At 31.3% G+C, this 21,263-nt stretch carries 18 protein-coding genes and 1 riboswitch; of the genes, 15 read left to right on the top strand and 3 right to left on the bottom strand.

The annotated features are described in order from the left end of the window. Positions 1-344: 344 nt before the first annotated feature. From RR409_RS09455 to aroD, 8 genes are all read left to right on the top strand, one after another. Positions 345-1,019: a response regulator transcription factor gene (locus tag RR409_RS09455; protein WP_332557497.1), complete on the top strand. Its 675-nt coding sequence runs from the start codon at positions 345-347 to the stop codon at positions 1,017-1,019. Further along, entirely contained in the window at positions 1,016-2,050 is a 1,035-nt protein-coding gene (locus RR409_RS09450) for a sensor histidine kinase (RefSeq protein WP_332557496.1), read from the top strand. Before RR409_RS09455 ends, RR409_RS09450 begins: the two co-directional genes overlap by 4 nt. A 200-nt stretch (positions 2,051-2,250) precedes the next feature. Then, positions 2,251-2,397, top strand: coding sequence for a hypothetical protein (locus RR409_RS09445; RefSeq protein WP_332557495.1), 147 nt, complete (start codon positions 2,251-2,253; stop codon positions 2,395-2,397). Positions 2,398-2,513: 116 nt separating this feature from the next. Continuing rightward, the gene (locus RR409_RS09440) at positions 2,514-4,028 is read left to right on the top strand and encodes a dienelactone hydrolase family protein (RefSeq protein ID WP_332557494.1); all 1,515 of its coding nucleotides are present in this window, start codon (positions 2,514-2,516) and stop codon (positions 4,026-4,028) included. Between the two features lie 59 nt (positions 4,029-4,087). Next, positions 4,088-4,849 carry an ABC transporter ATP-binding protein gene (locus tag RR409_RS09435; protein ID WP_332557493.1) on the top strand — a complete coding sequence of 254 codons (762 nt, stop codon included), beginning with the start codon at positions 4,088-4,090 and terminating at the stop codon, positions 4,847-4,849. A 27-nt stretch (positions 4,850-4,876) separates the two neighbouring features. Next, the gene (locus RR409_RS09430) at positions 4,877-6,823 is read left to right on the top strand and encodes an ABC transporter permease (protein WP_332557492.1); all 1,947 of its coding nucleotides are present in this window, start codon (positions 4,877-4,879) and stop codon (positions 6,821-6,823) included. A 424-nt stretch (positions 6,824-7,247) separates the two neighbouring features. After that, the gene (locus tag RR409_RS09425; RefSeq protein ID WP_332557506.1) at positions 7,248-8,081 is read left to right on the top strand and encodes a deoxyribonuclease IV; all 834 of its coding nucleotides are present in this window, start codon (positions 7,248-7,250) and stop codon (positions 8,079-8,081) included. Positions 8,082-8,236: 155 nt separating this feature from the next. Next, positions 8,237-9,001, top strand: a complete 765-nt coding sequence (gene aroD / locus RR409_RS09420) for a type I 3-dehydroquinate dehydratase (RefSeq protein WP_332557491.1) — start codon at positions 8,237-8,239, stop codon at positions 8,999-9,001. 200 nt (positions 9,002-9,201) lie between these two features. Here the strand turns inward: aroD and RR409_RS09415 are convergent, their stop codons facing one another. After that, positions 9,202-9,723, bottom strand: a complete 522-nt coding sequence (locus tag RR409_RS09415) for a shikimate kinase (protein WP_332557490.1) — start codon at positions 9,721-9,723, stop codon at positions 9,202-9,204. A gap of 103 nt (positions 9,724-9,826) precedes the next feature. After that, on the bottom strand, positions 9,827-11,263 hold the full coding sequence (locus tag RR409_RS09410) for an MFS transporter (protein WP_332557489.1): 1,437 nt from the start codon (positions 11,261-11,263) through the stop codon (positions 9,827-9,829). A 367-nt stretch (positions 11,264-11,630) separates the two neighbouring features. On the opposite strand from RR409_RS09410, the gene RR409_RS09405 reads away from it, so the two are divergent. The 6 genes from RR409_RS09405 to sulP all read left to right on the top strand — a co-directional run bounded on the left by RR409_RS09405 (position 11,631) and on the right by sulP (position 18,972). After that, on the top strand, positions 11,631-12,515 hold the full coding sequence (locus RR409_RS09405) for a radical SAM protein (protein WP_332557488.1): 885 nt from the start codon (positions 11,631-11,633) through the stop codon (positions 12,513-12,515). A gap of 83 nt (positions 12,516-12,598) precedes the next feature. Beyond that, positions 12,599-12,874: a DUF1905 domain-containing protein gene (locus RR409_RS09400; protein WP_332557487.1), complete on the top strand. Its 276-nt coding sequence runs from the start codon at positions 12,599-12,601 to the stop codon at positions 12,872-12,874. Between the two features lie 413 nt (positions 12,875-13,287). Continuing rightward, positions 13,288-13,659 carry a pyridoxamine 5'-phosphate oxidase family protein gene (locus tag RR409_RS09395; protein WP_332557486.1) on the top strand — a complete coding sequence of 124 codons (372 nt, stop codon included), beginning with the start codon at positions 13,288-13,290 and terminating at the stop codon, positions 13,657-13,659. A gap of 92 nt (positions 13,660-13,751) precedes the next feature. After that, positions 13,752-13,932: riboswitch (cobalamin riboswitch) on the top strand. Between the two features lie 113 nt (positions 13,933-14,045). Continuing rightward, the gene (locus RR409_RS09390; RefSeq protein WP_332557485.1) at positions 14,046-16,382 is read left to right on the top strand and encodes an anaerobic ribonucleoside triphosphate reductase; all 2,337 of its coding nucleotides are present in this window, start codon (positions 14,046-14,048) and stop codon (positions 16,380-16,382) included. 15 nt (positions 16,383-16,397) lie between these two features. Continuing rightward, entirely contained in the window at positions 16,398-16,892 is a 495-nt protein-coding gene (gene nrdG / locus RR409_RS09385) for an anaerobic ribonucleoside-triphosphate reductase activating protein (protein ID WP_332557484.1), read from the top strand. 454 nt (positions 16,893-17,346) lie between these two features. After that, positions 17,347-18,972, top strand: coding sequence for a sulfate permease (gene sulP, locus RR409_RS09380; RefSeq protein ID WP_332557483.1), 1,626 nt, complete (start codon positions 17,347-17,349; stop codon positions 18,970-18,972). Positions 18,973-19,209: 237 nt separating this feature from the next. Here sulP and RR409_RS09375 read toward each other — a convergent pair whose 3' ends face one another. Continuing rightward, positions 19,210-19,737, bottom strand: a complete 528-nt coding sequence (locus RR409_RS09375; RefSeq protein WP_332557482.1) for a 2'-5' RNA ligase family protein — start codon at positions 19,735-19,737, stop codon at positions 19,210-19,212. Between the two features lie 313 nt (positions 19,738-20,050). Here RR409_RS09375 and RR409_RS09370 point away from each other — a divergent pair, with 313 nt between their 5' ends. Further along, positions 20,051-21,058: a DUF2935 domain-containing protein gene (locus tag RR409_RS09370; protein ID WP_332557481.1), complete on the top strand. Its 1,008-nt coding sequence runs from the start codon at positions 20,051-20,053 to the stop codon at positions 21,056-21,058. The last annotated feature ends 205 nt before the right edge of the window (positions 21,059-21,263 follow it).

The raw sequence follows: 21,263 nt of genomic DNA, 5'->3' as shown, positions 1-21,263 counted from the left end.
GAACCCTGACATCAATTCTGTCCTCTCGCCCCATGTGGAGACGATTGTCAGGATAGAGAGAAAGTAGCCTGATATCAAAGGCCTTAAAGGTTTTTAAGTAAAAATTGAAATGTATTATATGGTCTCTCTAACTGATGTTTGAGGGGCCTTTTTAGTATTTATTTCACTTTAAACTCTTCTTTTAAGGTATATTTCTAATTACTCTAATTCAAATAATAAATTTACATTCTACTTTTATTTAATTAAATATTATATAATATTCTTAAACTTTAAGCCGGATATTAATGAGTGATATTATAGGTCATCTAAGGGAGCAAGGACTTATAAGGAAAGGAAAATTACTTATGTTTAAAATATTGATAGTAGAAGACGATGAAAAAATGAGAGAAATAATATTAGAAAATATAGTGAGATGGGGATTTGATGGCACTTATGTGCAAGATTATAATAATGTATTCGATGATTTTGTTAAGTATGATCCTCATCTTGTGCTAATGGATATAAATCTAACTTCCTATGATGGCTTTTATTGGTGCGGCAAAATAAGAGAGGTATCAAAAGTTCCAATAATCTTTATATCCTCCAGAAATACTAATATGGATATAATTATGGCTGTTAATATGGGGGGAGATGATTTTATTCAGAAGCCTTTTTCTCTAGAAGTGCTTATGGCAAAGGTAAATGCACTTTTAAGGAGGACTTATGATTATACAAATACTTTTTCAAATATAATTGAACATAACGGGGTAATGATTAATCTTAAAGATAGTTCAATTGCATTTAATGATAGAAAATTGGAACTTACTAAGAATGAAATTAAAATTCTATATACTCTTATGAAGGATAAGGGGAATATAGTAAATCGGGATAAAATAATGAGAGCACTTTGGGAAGATGAGAGTTTTGTAGACGATAATACATTAACTGTAAATATTAATAGACTTAGAAAAAAGCTAGAGGAGTTAGGACTTATTGATTTTATACAAACGAAGAAAGGCCAGGGGTATATAATTCTATGAAGTTTAACAAATTTTTAGCTGATAGAAAGTTTTCAATACTTTGTTACATATTGTTTATGATATTTATATCACTGGTAATCTATCTAGACGGTTCTGTGAAAGTAAGTATAGCAAATATATTATATATTAATTTAGTTTCCACTTCCTTTTTCATAATTTATTTAATATCAAGATATATTTATTATAGGAGTTATTATAAAAGTCTATATGATATTGTTGAACATAAAAGGGATGAAATAATAAATAGACTTCCCAAAGTTAAAAGCTATGAACATGTTCTTTTTCATGAGGTACTCTCTTCTTTATATAATGAAGGAAGTTCAAAAGTACAAAAGTTTTACGAGCAAAAAAAGGACTATGAAGAGTTTATAACCTCTTGGGTTCATCAAGTGAAGACACCTATAGCTGTGAGCAGATTATTAATTGAAAATGATTCAAATTCTCTAAATAAGGATACATTGAGAAGCCTTGAAGAAGAAATAGATAAAATTGAAAACTACATAGAACAAGCTCTTTATTATTCTAAAATAGACAATTTTTCAAAAGACTATCTAATAAATCAGGTTGATTTAGATAGATTGATTAAAGAGTCAGTAAAAAAGCAGGCAAAAACTTTTATCAATAAGAAAATAAATATAGAGATTGATAACATTGATTTAGAGGTTACAACGGATAAGAAGTGGATTTCTTTTATTGTAGATCAAGTGCTGTCTAATGCTTTAAAATACACTTCTCCTGGAGGGAAAATTAGAATTTATAGATTGGTCGAAGATAAATCCAAGAAGCTTATCATAGAGGATAATGGAATCGGAGTTAAAGAAGAAGATCTGCATAGGGTGTTTGATAAAGGTTTTACAGGGGCTAACGGAAGAGAAAATTATAGATCCACAGGTTTTGGGCTTTACCTTTCTAAAAGGCTCGCAAGAAAGCTTGGACATGACATAACCATGGAATCAAAATATGGAGAATACACAAAAGTTATAATTGCCTTTCCAAAGCTGTTAGATTATCTGCAAGTTTCAAAAGAATAATAGTCATAGGGTTCCTTAGTAAAAGTCAAACTTATGAAAGGAACAGTCAGGAAAAAGTATGATGTTAATTTTTGAGATAATAGCATTAGTGAATTTGATAAGTTTATAAAAAGGTTATTTTAGAATTTGAAATCCTTAATGAAAATACTAAATCAAAAGTGGCATTGCCACTTTTTTTGTTATATAGGAATTAAAGGTTTTTGTATGGAGAGGCAGGTGGAAGCATTGGTATTACTAAACTTCAAGATACATGTAAAAAAACTATGCGTAGCTTAGGGGGAAGAGTGTATACTTTTTTTTATGAAGGTGACAAAAATGTAAGAAATAAAGATATTTTTGTAAGTTAGAGAAATGGATTCTGAAATCTTAATTTTATACAATAGTACTGTAATTAAAAATAAGAACAGGAAACAAAGCAATTTATAGTTGTTTTATACTCTAGAGCAATACAGGAGGGAATCTAATGAGAATATTTGAAATAATACTAATTTTAATGAATTTGTTTAGTATATTTCTGAGCTTTAAAAGGCATTCAAAGATAATTAGGGTAAGGCTAGTAACGGCAAATATATTTGTGTTGTTAATCCATGGTGTATTGGAGGGTTTTCGTTACCAAATGACCTTTTCATATTTGTTTAGCATTTTGTTTGCTATATATACTTTACTAAAAATAAGGAATAAGTGCTTTGATGTTAACATACCAAGGTCATTAAAGATTATATCAGTAAGTTTATGTTGTATACTTCTTGGGGTTACATGCCTTCTAGCCTATGCCCTTCCTGTATTCAAGCTTCCAAAGCCAACAGGAAACTATGATGTAGGTATTGATTATCTTTATTTAGTTGATGAAAATCGAAATGATCCTTTCTTAGATAAATCAACTAAAAAGAGAGAGCTGATGATTAAGGTTTATTATCCTGCAAAGAATGATGACTCAAAACAATTTGATAGATATTTTCATAATTCCCGTGAACTTTTAAAAGCTTTTACTGCAGGTTATCAAATGCCAGAATTTATGTTTAGCCATCTACAATTAGTAAAGACTAATTCAAAAGAAGGCTTGCAGGTGTCAGAAAAGGAGCAAAATTATCCAGTTGTTTTGTTTTCCCATGGTGCAGGAACAACAATGGAAGTTCAAACTTCGCAGTGTGAAGATTTGGCAAGCCAAGGGTATATTGTAGCAGCTATAGACCATACTTATATATCTTGGGCAACTCTTTTTCCGGATAGAGTTGTTACAGCACAAGAGGCCACAACAGACTTTAATACAATAGATCCTGCTGAGACAATTAATCAAATTATGGTTGATGATTCTAAGTTTGTTATTGATAGTCTAAGTCGAATGAACCAAGGGAAAATTAATTCTAATTTTAAAGGAAAACTAAATCTTGATAAAATAGGTGCTATTGGTCACTCTGTTGGTGGTGCAGTGGCATATAATTTGGCAATTAATGATAGTAGAATTAAGGCCGCAATTGATTTAGATGGGATTGTTTTTGTCACTCCTAAGGAGAAACCTAAAGATATGGTACCTTTTTTAATGATAGCAAATGATAAATATCATGTTCAAGGGATTAAGAATCGGGAACCCTTAATGAAAAAGCTTGAAGACATGATGGAAGAGGAACGAAAAATAATGATTTCAATGTATGGCAGTGAGGAAACTTACAAGGAGGCTTATAAAAAAGCGTCTCAAAATATCACAGGACTTGTTGAGGTTCTTAAATTCTCTGGAAATTTATTCACCATTGAAGGCAGTGACCATATGAAGTTTACAGATTTAGGCCTTTTTATAGGTAGTAAACAATTTAGAGAAGTCATGGATATTAGGGGAAACACTGAGCCTGAAAGATGTCTGGAAATCACTAAATCAGTAACAGTGACGTTTTTTAATAAGCATTTGAAAAATCAAGCAAAAGATTTGTTAGAATCTCAGGTTAATAAATATCCTGAATTGAAAAAAGTTGACCTAAAATAAGCCTACATAGCTTACTTCAATAATAAAAGTTATTATGTATAAAATTAAGGAGGGTTAATATGAAGGAAGTTTTAAGCGCAAAAAATTTAAGAAAAGTTTATGGTTCAAGAGGAAATGTGTATACCGCACTTTATGATATAGATTTAAGTATTAGGGAAGGTGAATTTGTAGGTATAATGGGGCCTTCCGGTGCTGGCAAAACAACACTTTTAAATATTATTTCCACCATAGACAAACCAAGCAGTGGCACAGTTACCATTGGTGGTGATGACATTGTAAAAATGAATGAAGAGAAATTGTCTGTGTTCAGAAGAAACAAGCTAGGATTTATTTTTCAAGATTTTAATCTTTTAGATACGTTAACTGTGAAAGAAAATATAGTTCTGCCATTAACACTTTCTAAGGCGTCACTTAAGGACATAGAAAAAAGGCTTAAGGAGGTTTCAGTAGCCTTAGGTATAGATGATATTTTAAATAAATATCCTTATGAAATCTCAGGAGGACAAAAGCAAAGAACTGCAGCAGCTAGAGCAATTATTAATAAGCCCGCTTTGGTTCTGGCAGATGAACCTACAGGTGCATTGGATTCAAAGTCATCTACAGAATTGCTTCAGGCTTTAAGTGATTTAAATGAAAAAAATAAAGCTACAATCATGATGGTGACACATGATGCCTTTGCAGCCAGCTATTGCAAAAGAATAATCTTCATCAAAGATGGTTTATTATTTACAGAACTCGCTCGAGGAAGTTCTAGAAAAGAATTCTTCCAAAGAATACTTGATGTACTTAAGACCTTGGGCGGTGGTTTAACTGATATGTAATAAACTGACATGAAAGGAGAGAAAAACATGGGTTTATTTAATATTGCCTTTAAAAATATAAAAAGAAACTTTTATAATTATTTCTTATACTCTGTATCCATGGTATTTAGCATAATGGTTTATTTTACTTTTACCTCAATACAATATAATACGCAGATTCAACAGGTTGTTGGTGCTTCTATGCAGTTTTCTATTGTATTTAAAGCAGCAGCCATAGTCATTGCAGTATTTGTTGCTATTTTTATTTGGTATTCAAATTCCTTCTTCATAAGGAAAAGAAAAAAAGAGGTTGCTCTTTATTCTCTTCTTGGCATAAGAAAAAGGCAGATAGGAACAATGCTTTTCTATGAAAATATAGTTATGGGGATAGCAGCTCTTATTGCAGGGGTTGTTATGGGGAGTTTACTTTCAAAGCTTTTTATAATGCTATTAATAAGGCTCATGGGATTTTCAGCACATATCACATTTATGGTGCCTTTAAAAGCAATTTCAAACACTGTTGCTGTATTCACCATATTATTCTTTATAACCTCAATACACGGTTATAGTGTTATATATAGATTTAAGCTTATTGAACTTTTTAAAGCGGAAAATCAAGGGGAGGTAGCTCCAAAGGCTTCTGTAATTCTTTCCATATTATCTATATTACTAATTGGTGGAGGTTACTTTATATACACTAAGAGCTTATCAAGCTTTGGAGTTTTCACCATATTAATAACTTTAATAACTACTGTAATAGGAACCTTTATGCTATTTTCTTCTTTAACACTTTTAATTATTAAATTGTCAAAGAAGAATGAAAAGAGATATTACAGAGGAGTTAATATGATAGGAACTTCTCAATTGTTATACAGACTAAAAGCAAGTGCTAGAACCCTGGCAACAATTGCACTATTAAGTGCTGCAACTCTTACTGCAGTGGAAGTATCTGCAAGCTTTTATTATGATCTTTCAGTTAATTTACAAAAAAACTATGGCTTTAGCTATGCCTATGCTAGTAATGATAGTTCTTTAGATAAAAAGGTGGAAGCTATAATTGCAAAGTATCCTAAAAATAAGATTATTAATTCAGTAGATATGGATTTTGTAAAAGTAAATGGACTGTGGCCAGATTTAAATAATAAATCCTTAGAACAAGAAAGTTATGAGGCAGGCTTTTATATAATATCTGAAAGCAAATACAATGAAATTGCAAATGTTAGAGGATTAAAGGATAAGATAAACTTAAAGGATACTAAGGATGCAGTTGTATTTAGTCAAATTATAAATTTTACATCAGCTTATGATTATACAGGAAAAACAATAACAATGGGCAACAATAATGATAAGTTTTCATTAGAGGTTATGGATTTTAAAGGATATGCCCTTGCCAATTCAGGGATGATGAGACATGCTGTTGTTGTAAAAGATGAGATTTATAATAAATTCAAGAAAGAAGAAAATATTTATAGAATTAAGGGATATAACACGGATAATAAAAAGGATAGTGAAGAGTTGACTAATGAACTTATAATCCTATTATCAGAGCAACTTCCTAAAGATGGTGATGACTTTTTTAAATTTTCATCTTATTATTTAGACTATAGATCAGGACTTACCTATTCCGGGCTAATAATTTTTATCGGTGCTTTCTTAGGTCTGTTATTCTTAGTAGCTACAGGAAGTATAATATTCTTTAAGCAGTTATCCGAAGCTAATGACGATAAAAGGAGATATGAAATTCTTAGAAACATAGGGGTAACAAAGAAGGAAATTAAAAGTTCCATAAGTAAACAGATACTTACAGTGTTCGCTCTGCCTTTGGTAGTTGGAATAATGCACAGTTTGGTGGCATCTACGCTTTTATCAAAGCTTATGAAAGTAAACTTAACGCTGCCTATAATCCTGACTGTCACCGCTTATACTGTTATATACATGATTTATTATTTCCTAACAGTAAACTCATATTGTAATATTGTTAATTCAAATAATTAAATTGGTACCTAGGGGATTCTCTAGGTATTTTCATTTTTTAGATACAACATATTAAATTATCCTTACATTCTCATCACTAATATATTACAGCTTATTGCGCAAAATAATACTTGTTGATGTTACAACAAAATGATAGTTTTATTAATGTTTTGTTATATAATTCTTATATGGATTATGTTATTTATTATGTAGAAAACTTAAGGTAGCATAATAAAGGAGTAGAAGATTGAGAACATAGAGGAGAATTTGGTAGACTCATGGAATGTAATTATATAGTAAGAATCACCATTGTGATAAAGATATTAAAGAATGATTCACAGTTTGTTAGCTTAGACAACAGTGAACACAGGTAAAAGTATAAAAAAGGAGGTGAACTTTAGTAAGGGGGTGTTACTTATTGCACGTTCCCTTACTAAAAATAATTATGTTAAATATAGGGTGTCACTTATCGGTATCAAAAGGGTTTGAAGCTATGGGAAAAGAGGCTATTAATATAGGAGCAAATACCTTTCAGTTTTTCACGCGTAACCCAAGAGGTGGTAAAGCAAAGGAAATAGATCCTAAAGATGCAGAAGCTTTATTACAACTGATGAAAGAAAATAAATTTGCTACAATTTTGGCACATGCTCCATACACCCTAAATGCTTGTTCTGGTGATGAAAGTACAAGAGAATTTGCATTGGAAGTTATGGCAGATGATTTAAGAAGAATGGAGTACTTACCAAATAATTTATACAACTTTCATCCTGGAAGTCACGTAAAACAAGGCGTAGAAGTAGGGGTAGAATATATTGTACATATGCTTAATACGGTGCTAAAACCAGATCAAACTACTACAGTGTTACTTGAGACAATGTCTGGTAAAGGCACAGAAGTAGGCCGTAATTTTGAAGAGATAAAGCAAATTCTTGATGGTGTAACACTTTCACATAAAATGGGGGTGTGTCTTGATACTTGTCATGTTTATGATGCTGGTTATGATATAGTTAATAATTTGGATGGCGTGTTAGATGAATTTGATAGAATTATTGGGTTAAACAAACTATGTGCCATTCACTTAAATGATAGTAAAAACCCATTTGAAAGTCACAAGGATCGTCACGAAAAGATTGGAGAAGGTTCTATTGGGTTAGAGGCCATGTTTAGAATTATCAATCATCCAAAATTACGTCACTTGCCATTTTTTTTAGAAACACCAAATGAATTAGATGGTTATGCTGAAGAAATAAAGATATTAAGAGAAGCGTATCAAGATTAATAATATATAGTTTAAGTATGAAAAAGTTATTATTCTTTGAAAAGATTTGTGAAGAGCTAAGGCCCTTGTAAAAGGAAAAATAGCTAGATGGAAGAACAGGACAAATGGTTATCTTTCTTAGCTATTATGTATTTAAAAGGTTTAAGGAGAACAATATGAATACAGTTAAGGTGAAAAACATAACAATTGGGCAGGGTATGCCAAAAATATGCGTACCTATTGTAGAAGTAACTAAGAAAGAAATAATTGAGGAAGCACTAAGCTTATCTAATATCCATGTAGATATTGTTGAATGGCGGTCAGATGAGTTTGAGCATGTTGAAGATATTGAAAAAGTCAAAGAGGTTTTGAATGAGTTAATACCTGCTTTAAATAATATCCCTTTATTATTTACTTTTAGAACATCCAGTGAGGGTGGAGAAAAAGTAATGGATACCAAAGCCTATGTTGAACTTAATAAAGCTGTAATAGAAACTGGGCTGATTGATTTGATTGATGTGGAAGCATTTACAGGTGACGAAATTGTAAAAGATATCATTGAAAGAGCACATGAAGCAGGTGTAAAAGTTATTGCCTCAAATCATGATTTTCATAACACTCCACCTAAGGAGGAGATAATCTATCGATTAAGAAAGATGCAGGATTTGGGAGCAGATATTCTTAAAATTGCAGTAATGCCAAAATCTAAATTAGATGTTTTGGAATTATTAGAAGCAACCGTGATTATGTCAGAAAAATACTGCGATAGACCTATCATCACAATGTCTATGTCAAAAGTGGGTGTTGTTAGCCGTTTGGCAGGAGAAGTATTTGGATCTGCATTGACCTTCGGTGCAGTAAAAAAGACTTCAGCTCCTGGTCAGATAGGTGTAGAGCAATTATATGAGGTATTGCAGTTAATGCATGATAGCATGAGATAACTTACGGTTAAAAAACTGTAGAAAGTATTAGATTGCTGAAAAATGCCCTATAGCATAGGTGTTAAAAACTATGCTATAGGGTGTTTAATTTTTAATAGAAAAACCAAGAATTGCATGATTAGAAGATATTCAAGCTGAGAAGTAATGGTAAAATTGAAGTGACACCGATTAGTAAACTATAATAATTAGAATGTGTTTGTTTAGAATAGTTTACTTTCAATTAAACGAACTATTTTATTCACTACTTCTTGAAAATCTGTATCATTTAAAATTTCTATATCCGAATACTTTTTATATAAAGGGTATCTTTCTTCGTACAACTCATAAAGCTTTGTCATATCTTCGGTTAAAAGAGGCCTTGTAGATATATCGATATCCTGAATTATGTTCTCAATAGGCCTTTTTATAAAGAAAATTATAGAGTTTTGTTTTAAGGTTTCCATATTAGAAGAATCTTTCACTGAGCCACCACCAGTGGATATTACGCAGAGGTTATTTTCACTTATTTCATCAATAGCCTGGCTTTCTAATTTTCTAAAGTAAGGTTCTCCTTTGAAGAAAATCTCTTTAATTTGCTTTCCTTCTTTTTTTTCAATGTACTCATCTACATCATAAAAAGGAAGAGTAAGCTTTTCAGCCACTTTCTTTCCAATACTTGTCTTGCCACAACCAGGCAATCCAATAAATACGATATTTTTATCAAGATTTGATTTATTGTTCATTTCATAGCCTCACTTCAAAGTACTTCATATTATTTTGAGTTTATGTCAGTAAATTATTCATAAACAATATAAATGGTTTGCAATACTTCTACAAGGAGAGTATCTATCTTGTGAAATTCATTTCAGCAATTTTCTTTTGAATATCCTCAACTTTGGATCTATTGAGATTATATTTTACTAGGCTTAAAAGTGCTGCTATAAAGCTTATCCCCGATCCTATACTTAGCAATAAGCCTAGGATAATTACGGTACTTTCAGCCTGAAGAGGAAGGTTAGCATCGAATTTAACTAAATCCAATATAAAACCTATAAGTAACAAGGTTATGGATTGAGAAAGCTTATAAAACAGTGTTAAACACCCATAATAACTTCCTTCAGCTCTTTTACCCGTATTAAGCTCGTCTAAATCAATGACATCTGCAATCATTGAAAGAGGTAGAGTAAATAATCCTCCAGTTCCAAATCCAGCAAGAGCTGCAAAAGGGAAGAAGTAGAATACATTTCCAGCTACATAATCCTTCATAAACACTAGTATAAGAAAAATCAGGCTGCTTATGATACAAAGCAGGATACCTAAAATCATAGAGGGCTTTTTATCTAGCCTTTTAGATGCTATTGACCATATTGGCTGAGATAATATAGAAAATGAAAATTGTATTCCAACGATAAGGGCAATTTGCTGACTACTAAGGGAAAATGTATAGGTAAATACATGTAATCCTGTATTTGCAACAAGTGCAGAGGCTATATTAGTAAACATATATGCAAAAGCTACATATCTAAAACTTTTGTTAAGGAATATTTCCTTAAAGGCTAATAAGAGAGTTTTTAGTTTTGCATCACTACTTCCTTTCTGAACATGCTCATTGAGGATAGGTATATATTTTTTTGTAGAATAAAAACAAAAAAGTGCAAAGATAACAATTAGAATTGAGGAAAAGACCCCCATAGAGCTATAGGAAGCAGGATTTAGTTGTCCAGAAGGAAACTCTGGAGTGGAACGGAAAAAAACAAACATTCCAAAAACTGACACAAAGGCTAGTCCAAGAAGAAAAAAGATAGTTTTAACCCCTTGAATAGTAGTTCTTTCATTATAATCATTAGATAATTCTGCACCAAGAGCAGTATACGGAGTCACATAGATTGTGCTAAAAGTTTTGATCACCAAAATAAGAAAAAATATAATAAAGAACTTTAAGTAATCTGAGATGCCAGAGTTTATATTCCATAAAAGATAATTTGATATTCCAAGGCCTATACCACCTAGAAGAATGTATTGATGTCTTCTACCAAAAGTTTTAGAATTGGACATGTCCGAAATATATCCCATTATAGGATCAGTAATTGCATCCCAAATGATACTTAGGCTTACAGCCAATCCAACGAGGCTACCAGGTATATTGAGAATTGCAGTACAGTAAAAAACCAAATAGGTTCCAATAACCTGATTGGCAATACCAGTACTGAAATTTCCAGACCCATAGCCTATTTTATCTAAAAGAGGAATTTTTCTGTAGCTGTTGTTTAATGATTTGCTCAAGATAACACTCCTTATTTTATAATATTATTTTAGACATCTGAAATAAAATATTTTGTCAAAGTTATGGAGAATATTTTGTGTTGAAAAAGTGTGCATGCTTGTAGGCATAAATGATATGATGGGTCTAGTTACTAAGTAGTACACAAAATATAATAGTATAATGACTAGTAATTTTTGAAAGTGTCTAACTCTATTTATGAATTAATTTTAACATATTTAAATGTGCTAGTAAAACAGATTTGTTTATTTTTGTAAATTACTTAAATGTTGTAATTAAAACTATATATTATGTTGTTAAAGATATTAAAATTATATAAAATAAGTGTTGATATATAGTTTCTAAAGTAACTTTGAGGAGGTGTAGAAATTGGAATATTTACCTGCAAAACAGATATTATCGGCCAGAGCAACTAGTGACAATTGGTTTGGAATAAACTATAACATGAATATTTATAGAGGTTGTTGCCATGGATGTATTTATTGCGATTCAAGAAGTGATTGTTATCAAATTAAAGATTTCGATGTTGTTGGCGTGAAAGAAAATGCAATTGATATATTAAATAATGAACTTAAGTCAAAGAGAAAAAAGGGAGTAGTAGGAACTGGGGCCATGTCTGATCCATATAATCCTTTGGAAAATGAATATAAGCTTACTAGAAGTGCTTTAGAACTTGTAAATAAATACAATTTCGGTGCAGCAATAGCAACAAAAAGTGACCTAGTTATAAGAGATATAGATATATTGAAGGAGATAAAAAGTCATTCTCCAGTAATTGTTAAAATAACAATTACAGCATCTGACGATGAAGTTTGTAAAGCTATTGAACCATATGTTGCTCCATCCTCAAGACGATTTGAAGCAATAAATCAGCTTTCAAAGAATGGGATTTTTGCTGGCATACTGCTGATGCCTATACTACCTTTTATCGAAGATAGTAATGAGAATATATTAAAGATTATAAACCTTGCAGCGCAAAATGGTGCTAAATTTATTTATCCAGCCTTTGGTGTAACACTTAGGCAAAATCAGAGGGAGTATTTCCATGGAAAACTTGATGAAAGTTTTAAAGGTATTAAACAGAAATACATAAAAGAATATGGATTTTCCTATTGGTGTCCATCACTTCGTGCAAAGGAATTATGGCAGTTGTTTAAATCAGAATGTGACAGGCTAGGAATACTATATAAAATGAAAGATATAATAAGAGCCTACACGGCAGAATATGAGAAAGAGCAACTGAGTTTGTTTTAGAATTTCTAGAAATAGGAGCGTGAATTTTATCCCTTAAATAAGATCTAAAATAAATTAAAGTGAAATATAGTGGAGGTATTAATATGAGTAAAGTATATGAATTTGAAGCTGAAATTAAAAAGGTGCCAGATATTGATGGTGCATATATAGAAATTCCATTTGATGTTAAAGCAGAGTTTGGAAAAGGAAGAGTTCCTGTTTCTGCGACTTTTGACGGTGAGCCTTATGATGGGAGTTTAGTTAAAATGAAAACCCCTTGTCATATTATTGGAATAAGAAAAGAGATTAGAGCTAAAATCGGTAAACAACCTGGAGATACTATTAAAGTGACACTAGTAGAAAGATTGGTTAGTAAATAGTTACTTGAATATGATTTTATTTTTAAGAGATTGTTTTTATTAATAATTATATAATTTATGTAAGGCAAAAAAGAATTTTACTTTTGGGGTAAAATTCTTTTTTTGTTCTTAATAAGGAAAAAGATGAAAAGTTTATTTGAATTTTAGCAAGCAACAATGCTAGTTGTGATCATAGGTATTCTTACATACATATAATAAATTTTAATATTTAAGGAAAGCGGTAAAGAATAAAAAGTTTTACTTATAAAACATACAGGATAATGACAAAATAATATTGCATGTTGTTACACAAGCAAATTATTGATCTTAAAATAAGATAAAAATTGCTTATTTAGCTTTACGTGCAAAGACGGTGAGATATAAATTAGAAAATAAACTAAAATACAATATTAAGAAAAGGATGATGATGTAAGATGTTACCAGAAAAAATGAAACAAATATTAACCCACGAAGGTGTTGTTGCAATTGTGACTCAAGGCAAGGATGAACCACATGTAGTCAATACTTGGAATACCTACATTCAAATTACTGGTGATGAAAGATTACTAGTTCCAGTGGGAGGAATGGAGGATACTGAAGCTAATCTAGAAAGAAATAATAAAGTTCAACTTACAATGGGAAGCAGAGAAGTTAAGGGACTACATGGTGAGGGTTCAGGATTCTTAGTTGTTGGAACTATGACTTTTCTAAAAGAAGGAAGAGAATTTGATTTAGTTAAAGATAAACATCCGTGGGCAAGAGCAGCAGGAGAAATAAAGATTAATAATGTAATTGAGACTTTATAGCAGTATTTTGGAACATTAATGACATTTACAATAACTACTATATGCAGTATACTAATTCAGGAGATATACTACATATGGTAGTTATTTTATTTTGCAATAAAGTATACATAGTTCTATACGAAGATAAAAGGGGAAACAGGTTAGAATCCTGTGCGGTGTCGCCGCTGTGAAAGCCTAATCACACTTGCTATTCCACTAGCAATATATTGCTAAAGGAATAAATAAAATGATAAGGTTTGAGCCAGAATACCTATCTATACTTATCACCAATTTTATAACTCTACGGTACATAGAGGGGTGTTAATTTTAAAATATATTTTTAAATATGTACCTCTACGCCTAAAGTGTAGAAGTTTTTTTAATTATAAGTTTAAAGGAGCAAAAATATGGCAGTTAAAAGCATGGAAGTTCATAAAGCCTACAAAATTACAAAAAGGGATGGTCGTATTGTAGATTTTCAAATAGAAAAAATCGCTAATGCAATAAAAAAATCCTTTGCAGCCACAAAAGGAAATGTTACATTTGATTACTGTTTATCAATGGCAGAAGAAGTTTTTGAAGTATTTACTTTAAATGGAGAAAAATGGCCAACTGTAGAAGAAATACAGGATGAAGTTGAAGATTTACTCATTAAGAAGGGGTATTCAAAAACAGCAAAAGCTTATATTTTATATAGAGCTGAACGAAATAAAGCGCGTGAAATGAATTCACGTTTGATGAAAACTTATGAAGATATAACATTTACAGCTGCAAAAGATAGTGACTTAAAGAGAGAAAATGCAAATGTCAATGGTGACACTGCAATGGGAGCTATGCTTAAATATGGTTCAGAAGGATCAAAGTACTTTTCTGAAATGTTTATATTAAAGCCTGAGCATTCTAAAGCTCATAAAAGTGGGGATATTCACATCCACGATTTAGATTTTCTAACTTTGACAACTACTTGTTGTCAAATAGATTTAATAAAGTTATTTAAAGATGGATTTAGTACAGGCCATGGTATATTAAGAGAACCAAATGATATTGCCAGCTATTCAGCACTAGCTTGTATAGCAATTCAATCAAATCAAAATGATCAACATGGAGGCCAAAGCATTCCTAACTTTGATTATGCTCTTGCTTTAGGAGTTAGGAAAACCTATGTTAAAAACTATATGAAAAATATGTGTAAGGCTCTAAACATGCTTTTAGATATAGAAAACCCTAAAGAGATAATTGATGAAATTAATGTAGTGTTAAATAACGAAGGACATGAACTTAGAATTGGCTACCATGATGCATATTGTAAAAGAGAAAAAGAAATATTGGCTTCAAAGGGTTATAGTGAAGCTATGCTTGAAAAAGCTCAAAGCTTTGCATTGAAGGAAGCTTGGAATGAAACTGATAAAACCACATATCAAGCAATGGAAGCTTTAATCCACAATCTTAACACTATGAACTCAAGAGCAGGTGCACAGACACCATTTTCATCTATAAATTATGGTATGGATACTTCTGAAGAAGGGCGAATGGTGGTAAAGAATTTATTATTATCTTTAGAAGAAGGTTTAGGAAATGGTGAAACTCCTATTTTCCCAATACATATTTTCAAAGTTAAGGAAGGCATAAATGTAAATTCAAATGAACCTAATTATGATTTGTTTAAATTAGCTTGCAGAGTAAGTTCTAAAAGATTATTTCCAAACTTTGCTTTCCAAGATGCACCTTTTAATGCTCAGTATTATAAACCAGGGAAGCCTGAAACTGAGATAGCTTATATGGGTTGTAGAACTAGAGTTATTGCAAATGTGTATGATCCAGAAAATGAAATTACTTATGGAAGAGGAAATTTAAGTTTTACATCAATTAACTTACCTAGAATTGCCTTATTGTCAAAGGGTGATACTAATATTTTCTTTAAAAAGTTGGACAACTTAATTGATCTTTGTATTGATCAGCTTCTTGAAAGATTTAGAATACAATGCTCTAAAAAGGTGAAAAACTATCCTTTCTTAATGGGACAAGGTATTTGGCTTAATAGTGATAAATTAAACTTTGAAGATGAAGTTTCTGAGGTTCTAAAGCACGGTACTTTAACTGTAGGTTTTATTGGGCTTGCAGAATGCTTAGTAGCTTTAGTAGGCAAGCATCATGGTGAAGATGAAGAAGCTAGAAACCTTGGATTTGAAATCATAAAACATATGAGAAACAGAATGGATGAAGAAGCTGCGAAAAGAAAGTTAAACTTTTCATTAATAGCAACTCCAGCAGAAGGACTATCAGGTAGATTTATAAAAATTGATAGAGAAATGTTTGGTGAGATTAAAGGAGTTACAGATAGAGAATACTACACAAATAGTTTCCACATTCCTGTTTATCACAAAATAAATGCTTATGATAAAATACAAATTGAAGCACCATATCATGCATTAACTAATGCAGGACACATTACATATGTGGAGTTAGATGGAGATGTTTCAAAAAACCTGGATGCCTTTGAAAAAATTATTAAAACTATGCACAAGTCAGGTATTGGTTATGGATCAATTAATCATCCGGTGGATAGGGATCCTGTGTGTGGATATAGTGGTATAATTAACGATAATTGTCCTAAGTGTGGAAGAAATGATGAAGCTATGCCATTTGAAAGAATTAGACGTATTACTGGATATTTAGTGGGTACTCTTGATAGATTCAATAATGCTAAGTTATCAGAAGTAAGAGATAGAGTAAAACACAACTAAAAAAGGGTGAGTGTTATGAAAGTAAAAATTTCAAACATAGTAAATGATTCCGTTGTAGATGGACCAGGGATAAGACTTGCAATTTTCACACAAGGCTGTGTTCATAATTGTAACCAGTGTCACAACCCTCAAACCCATGATATAAATGGTGGATACGACATGGAGATTAAAGAAATAGTGGAAATCATTAATAAGAATCCACTACTAGACGGTGTGACTATTACAGGTGGGGAACCATTTTTACAAAGTGGTGTGCTTTCTAATCTAGCTAAAGAAGTGAAAAAGTTAGGATTAGATGTAATGGTATATACAGGTTATACATGGGAAGAGCTTATAAAGGACAATGATGCTCATAAAAATTTCATAGAGCACATTGATGTTTTAGTTGATGGAAGATTTGTATCGGGATTAAAGTCCTTAGATTTAAAATTTAGAGGTTCATCAAATCAGAGAATTATCAATGTGAAAAAAACCATGGAATTAAAAAAAGTTCAAAGTTTGGAGTTATAAAGCATTTTCTTCCTTAAGAAAGTTACAAAGTTCTTAATAAACTAACCATAGCTTCTTAAGATAAAGACTTTGAAAAAGCTACGAAAAAATACCATGAAGAAGTGAAAAGCTTGGAAAAGAAATATATTCTGTAGAAATAATGTAAAACAAAAGTCACATTTGGAACAGACCTTATGTGATTTTGTTTTTACCTTGAATGAAGAAGTAAAATCATTATAAAACTCTATCAATGTCGCATTTATAAAGTTTACTTATTGTTTATATATTTAATTTACTTGTTAATTTCCTCTAAAAACCCGTGATATTTAAAATATCATAGGTTTTTTTCATTATATAAAAAACTATAGACAACTTTCAATGTATATATAAAACCTCCCAAAGTAAACAAGTTGACTAAGGAAAATCAGAGGAGTATGCTTTTATGTGGACAATATAAAACATAGGAGTGATAGTGATGAAACCAAAATTATTACGAATGAAAGAAAGGAAGGAGATAACTAAGGAAAAAATTTTAAAAGATATAATTGCAGGGATAATAGTTGCAATTATTGCACTACCACTATCCGTAGCTCTAGGGATTTCATCAGGAGTATCCCCAGAAAAAGGCTTAATTACGGCTATTATAGCAGGATTTTTTATTTCTCTTTTAGGTGGGAGTAGGGTTCAAATAGGGGGACCTACAGGAGCCTTTGTTGTAATAGTTTATGGAATAATACAAAACTACGGTATCGATGGTCTTATTATATCTACAATTATGGCAGGAATTATTTTAATAGTCCTGGGATTATTGAAGTTTGGAAGTGTGATTAAATTTGTGCCACATCCGATTACTGTTGGATTTACTTCAGGTATAGCTATAACCTTACTTTCTACTCAGGTTAAGGATTTTCTTGGACTAACTATAGATAATGTACCAGCAGAATTTATTGGGAAGTGGGAAGCATATTTTAGTCACATGAACACCTTTAATATAACAGCTTTTTTAGTAGGAGCAGGGTCATTAGTTGTTATGATTTTATGGCCTAAAATTAATAAAACAATACCAGGTTCCTTGGTAGCTTTAGTTTTAGCTACTTTGGTGGTTAATGTGTTTAACTTACCAGTGGAGACCATTGGCAGTCGTTTTAACAATATTTCTTCTGCTATACCAATGCCAATGATTCCAAAGGTGGATCTTGGAACTATAAAAAGCTTGTTAAGTCCAGCTTTCACTATTGCAATACTTGCTGCCATAGAATCACTACTTTCCGCAGTGGTAGCTGATGGAATGATTGGTGGGAAGCATGACTCTAATATGGAACTTATAGCTCAAGGTGTAGGGAATGTTGCTTCTGGATTATTCGGGGGAATACCAGCTACAGGAGCTATTGCAAGAACAGCAGCAAATGTAAAAAATGGTGGTAGAAGCCCAATTTCAGGAATTGTCCATGCTGTAACCTTGCTTTTGATAATGGTGATTTTTATGCCATTAGCCAAGCTTATACCAATGACAACTTTAGGCGCTATATTAATACTAGTTTCCTATAATATGGGAGAATGGAAGACCTTTTATTCTCTATTAAAGGCACCAAAAAGTGATGTAGTTATACTTTTATTAACCTTCTTTTTAACTGTAGTATTCGATTTAGTAGTTGCTATCGAAATTGGTATGATACTTGCAATGTTCCTCTTTATGAAAAGAATTGCAGATACTACAAAGATAGAAACTATGGTGTTATGCAGTAATGGAGAAGAGGATGATGTAAGAAGCGAAACATCTAAAGATAATATATTAGTATATGAAATAAATGGACCTTTGTTCTTTGGAGTAGTTCATAGTTTTATGAATGTGATGAAGGAGATTAATTCATCTTATGAAGTTTTAATACTGGATATGAAAAATGCAAATGCCATTGACTCAACAGCAATAAATGCATTGGAGACCCTTTATGAAAGATGTGAAAAGCATAATATTAAATTACTCCTTGCAAATATTAAAGAGCAACCACACAAAGTACTAAAAGGAATGGGCTTTTTAGAACTAGTTGGGGAAGAAGCTGTATTTAGCGATAGAGAAGAAGCAGTAAAATCAGTAGCTTAGTGAAATAGAAGTAGTTAATGTATACTTATGAATACTATTAATAACAGGAAATATAAGGTCAAAGATGTGATATTAAAAGCACATTTTTGACCTTTTTTATGAGATAAATTTGGTAGGATTTACACCACATAGGTAATTCACTTGGAATAAAGGAATAAAGATATAATAATTATTATTTAGTAAAGCATCTTAGGAAATGGATTTTTATATGAATGATAAATAATAAGACTTAATATCTTATTTAAACAAATATTCCTTATGTAACACCCAGGTAAAGTTTTCCCATTTATAAATGCCAATATTATTGAACTCACTTTCAAAGTCACAGGGAAGTTTATTTACATATTCCCACAAATCATTAAACATATCAGCAATCCTCTTGGAACTAACAGTTATGTGGAAAACTTTATCCTTATCATCTTTTTTATCAAAAGCTATGTAGGGTACTTTACTCATTGCATCAATAAGCCTGTCATGAACTTCTTTACCCTCTTTTGACATATTCACTTTCATAAAAATCACTCTATCACCAAAATGGTCAAATCCATGAATTCTTAAGGAAGCTTTTTTTTCCTTCATAGAAAATTCCTCTAAAATTTTTTCAAGGTCACGAATATCTTCACTATGCTCAAAAGGTGCCTTAATTGTGAAGTGTGCAGGGAGTTTTGAAGATTTTGCCCCAAACTTCTTAAAAACTTCTTTTCTTAAATTATTGTTAAAATCTCCAGCTTCACCTTTTATTGTTGAAACTATAACGTATCGCATTATATCCTCCTAATTTTCTACAAATATTATAATAAGCTAATATGGAAAAACATTAGTACTATATTATGTATTTTAACTACTTTTAAACCGTAGATTTAGTAAAATGCAAAGACAGTGGCATTTTAATTTATCTATGAATGCAATTATTTATTTTCTAAAAAGTTATTGTGTATAAAGTTTATTAATCAAAATTTTTATGAACATAACTAATACAAAGCTAGAACATTATTTACATGAAAAAGTATAATGGATATATATGGCATTTTCAAACTAAAAGTAGTTATATGCCCAACAATTAAAATAAGGAGAAAATATGGTATCAGGAGAAACGCAATTAGCGCCAAGAAGATTTGTTAATCAATCCTTACAATTAAATCTATTTTTTTTAAGAATCATGAAGGAACACTTAATCTTTTTAAAAGCATCTTTAACTCCAAAGGATGCAAATTATGGACGCCAAGCTGATCTGTTAAGGGGAGAATTGGATAGACTACTTTATGAAACAATACGACTTTCCAATGGTGTTTTGAGACCTGCAGCTCTTAATTCAGGAGAATTCGTAACTAAGTACACATTGGATGCTGAACAGGCTACACAATTTTACACTGGCATTGAAATAGAAACAAACATAACAGAAATGGAATTATCCTTAGGAGGAAACGATATAACTAATACTGACGCCATCCTTCCTGAAAATATTCCTGATGATGCACCTTTTACACCAGGGATTGATGAAAGAGTAACAGCACAAAGTGTTTTCAATTTAAATAGAAGAATTATTCCTGTGATACGAGAGGTGGCAAACTTTAAAGAAAATCTGAAAAATAGGGTAGAGGCTTGTCAGATGGTTACTCATGCTTATCCTCATTTAATCGAGCATGTTCTAGAAGAAGCTTTATTTTACTTAGACATGTTAAGAAGATTACAGAGAATGACAGAGATTGATATTGATAGAGAAACTGTAGAACAGGAATCCTTCTGGAATGAAATTATGGGAGAACATGGTGAATTTATAAGAGGAATGCTAGATCCTACTGAAAAGGCTTTAATAGATATGGCAAATGAATTTGCAGAAAGATATGAAGAACTTACATCTGAAGCTGAAGATTTAAATAACAACATGAACAATATAGCTGGTATCACGGAACAGAGTTTACGAACCACAAGACAATTTAGAAATTTCAAAACCCAAGGTGTGGAAGGAATCTTAGGCTGTAAGGTTAAATCAATTATTTTACCATTACTTGCTGACCATGTTCTAAGAGAAGCAAACCATTATTTAAGAATTCTCAGAAGGCTAAATAGACCTAATAGAATGTAGGTTTAAAAGTGTCCTTAGAAATAAGATTATTTTCTGGAAACACTGATATTACTTGAAAAACTCAATTTTAAAGGTATGCTAAAAAATAAAATTAGCATACCTTTTTATTGTGTTTGCAGTTTAAAAAGGATTATAACCTTGCAACTATGGTATAATGTAATTTATATGTAATTTAGTTTGATTAAGATATATCAAATGTTATCAC

Origin of the sequence: Clostridium sp. (genome assembly GCF_036642255.1) — a bacterium.
In the GTDB taxonomy this organism is placed as follows: Bacteria; Bacillota; Clostridia; order Clostridiales; family Clostridiaceae; genus Clostridium_J.
The sequence above is the reverse complement of the archived record's forward strand: the minus strand, read 5'-3'. Positions and strand labels throughout refer to the sequence as shown.